Source organism: Eggerthella sp. 1_3_56FAA, assembly GCF_000185625.1.
Taxonomy (GTDB): Bacteria; Actinomycetota; Coriobacteriia; order Coriobacteriales; family Eggerthellaceae; genus Eggerthella; species Eggerthella lenta.
In genome coordinates this window covers 293200-295498 of record NZ_GL622582.1, presented here as the reverse complement: position 1 = coordinate 295498, position 2299 = coordinate 293200, and the positions used below count along the sequence as shown (strand labels likewise).

Below are 2299 nucleotides of genomic sequence, written 5' to 3'. Positions count from 1 at the left end.
GGGCAACCCGGCGTACAACGTGGTGGTGCTCTACGACGAGAACGGCAACGTGGTGGGCGGCGTGAACGCCGACGGCAGCACGGTTGCCAGCCAGATCATCATGGCGCCTGAGCCCGGCGACGCCATGCTGGGCGACGTGTCCGAAGGAAGCTGGGTCTACTGGATCGAGCCCGGCGACCTTGCGAGCATGAAGCTGCCCAAGCAGGTGCGCGCCGAGCTGTACCGCGTGGACAACGCGTTGACGAACGAGGGACAGCGCCTGGTGAGCGACTCGCTTCCGGGCGATGTTCCCGACAATCTGCCCGACGTCGAGCTCGGCGGCAACGCGACCGTCGCAGCCGATTAGCCTGAAGCCGAGAGGAACGGTTGAAGATATGTTTGCGAAGATGAAGAAGATGACGGCATGCGCGTTGGCGGCATGCGCGCTCTGCCTGGCTCTTGCCCCGGGAATCGCCTGGGCGGGGGAGGCGCCTGGCGTGGTCCTGGACGAGGGTGCCTCGAACGGTTCGGTCGACGTGAGCCTGGTCGTCCCCAAGGGAGGCGACGAGGTTCGGGCGCTCAAGCTGTCGTTGACGGTGAAGGGCGAGGGCGGCGAGGCGCTGGAGGCCGGGTTCGGCTTCTCGAAGGCGGTCGAGGGCGCCGCGGTGGCGCAGGTGCGCTTCAAGCCGGTGGACGGTGGCCAGCGCGTGAACCTCTACGTGGCCGTCAAGGACGGGAACCTGTTCTCGGGCGACCGTCTCGATCTGGGAACCCTCGCGTTGTCGTCTTCGAGCGATTCCGTTGCGGAAGTGTCCGTGAGCAGCCTCGAGGTCGTAAGCTCCTCGCATGTGGAGATGGACGAGAAGCAGCTGGGCATGGAGCTGCCGGCTCCGTTGTCCGTCAAGGTCGCTTCCGGCTCTTCGGTCGGGCCCGATGAGCCGGGCGACCCCGGCGGCACGCCGGGCGGGAGCCCTGACGACGGTTCGGGCGACGGGTCTGGCGGCAACCCCGGGGACGGCTCGGAAGGCTCCGGGCAGAATCCGGGAGAAAACTCCGGTGAAGGGACCGGCGGATCGAACGCCAAGCCGAGCCCCGAGAAGCTTCCGAGCGGCACGAACGTAAGCCCCGGGGCTCCCTCCGGCTCGGATAAAGCGCTGGTGACAACCGGCGACGGCTTGTTCCCCCTCGTGGCGGGTTGCGTAGCTGTCGCCCTCGTCGCCGGAGCCGTTGTGTTGGTCGTAGCGCTGCGCTCCCGCCGTCGCTAGCGCTTTCTACGTGCTCTTGCGAAGGCAGCGATGCCGCTGATCAAAGCCATGGCGCCGATCGTGCCTCCGATGGCCAGGGCGAAGCCGGGCATACGGTGCGCGGTTCCCGACGAGGTCGAGCCCGCGGAGGTCGCCGCCGAATCGCGGCTTGTCGAAGAATCGGCGAAGGCCTTTCCCGGCATCGATTCCTTGCTTGCAGCATCGCTTTCCCCTGCGCGCCCGGCTTGCTCGTCGGGCGCGTTTTCTTGCGTCCCGTCGCCGTCCTGCGTTCCGGCGGCCGGCTCCTCGTTGCGCGGCAGCGGCAGGATCGAGGCCGTTGAGACAGGGTTGCCGCCGGCGGGGAAGCCGTCTTTCTTCGGCCGTTCTTCGCTCGCCTCGTTCCGCTCGCTTTCCCCTTGGCCCACGCCTCCGCGGTTCCCTCCGCTGTCGCCGCCGTTCACGTCGGGCGGGTTCACGACGGTCGGCGGCTCCTTCTGCGGTTCTTGGGGTTTCTCGGGCTCTGCAGGGTTTTCGGGCTCGACCGGGTCGACCGGCTCGACGGGTTCGGGAAGCCACTCCTCGGCGTATTCGAACAGCGCCGGCTCGAACTCGATGGCGGTTCGCACGCCGTCCTCGAGGACCACCGCGGTCGCGCGGAGGTAGAAGTCGCGATAGTCGACGGTCTCGGACGAGTAGCTGACCGTGCAGTACAGGATGCTGGGATCGGCGTAGTTGTCGTCGTACACGGGTTGGACGCTGTCGAGGCCCCAGGCGTACTCCTGCCAGTCCGCGTCCCATTCGAAGGTGCCCCAGGCTTCCCAGGAGTCCGGGTCGTCCGCATAGGCGCGGTCGACCCGAAGCGTCTGCAATGCGGGATGCCCGGTTTCCTCGTCGCTGTGGTACGGATCCACCGGCAGGGCTGGCAGGTACAGCAAAGCCGACATGCCGTGATCGGGGATGATGCGGATGATCTGGCCGAACGGCTTGTCGACGTGGTCGATGGCGCCCGGGCCCCCGCCTACGGAGCCGCCGCCCGCCATCATGCGCGCGTCGCCTTCGCGGACGTCGGCGTGCGC

Annotated in this window: 3 protein-coding genes; 2 read left to right on the top strand and 1 reads right to left on the bottom strand. The window is 67.9% G+C overall.

Features of this window, described 5'->3' with window-relative positions; genetic code table 11:
* Together HMPREF1023_RS15790 and HMPREF1023_RS14600 are read left to right on the top strand one after the other, a co-directional pair.
* A partial coding sequence (locus HMPREF1023_RS15790) for a hypothetical protein (RefSeq protein ID WP_035579143.1) occupies nucleotides 1-346 on the top strand: 346 nt, incomplete at its 5' end.
* Between the two features lie 28 nt (nucleotides 347-374).
* The gene (locus tag HMPREF1023_RS14600; RefSeq protein WP_009307213.1) at nucleotides 375-1244 is read left to right on the top strand and encodes a hypothetical protein; all 870 of its coding nucleotides are present in this window, start codon (nucleotides 375-377) and stop codon (nucleotides 1242-1244) included.
* Here HMPREF1023_RS14600 and HMPREF1023_RS14595 read toward each other — a convergent pair.
* On the bottom strand, nucleotides 1241-2299 hold a 1059-nt coding region (locus HMPREF1023_RS14595), incomplete at its 5' end, for a hypothetical protein (RefSeq protein WP_009307212.1). The genes HMPREF1023_RS14600 and HMPREF1023_RS14595 overlap by 4 nt on opposite strands.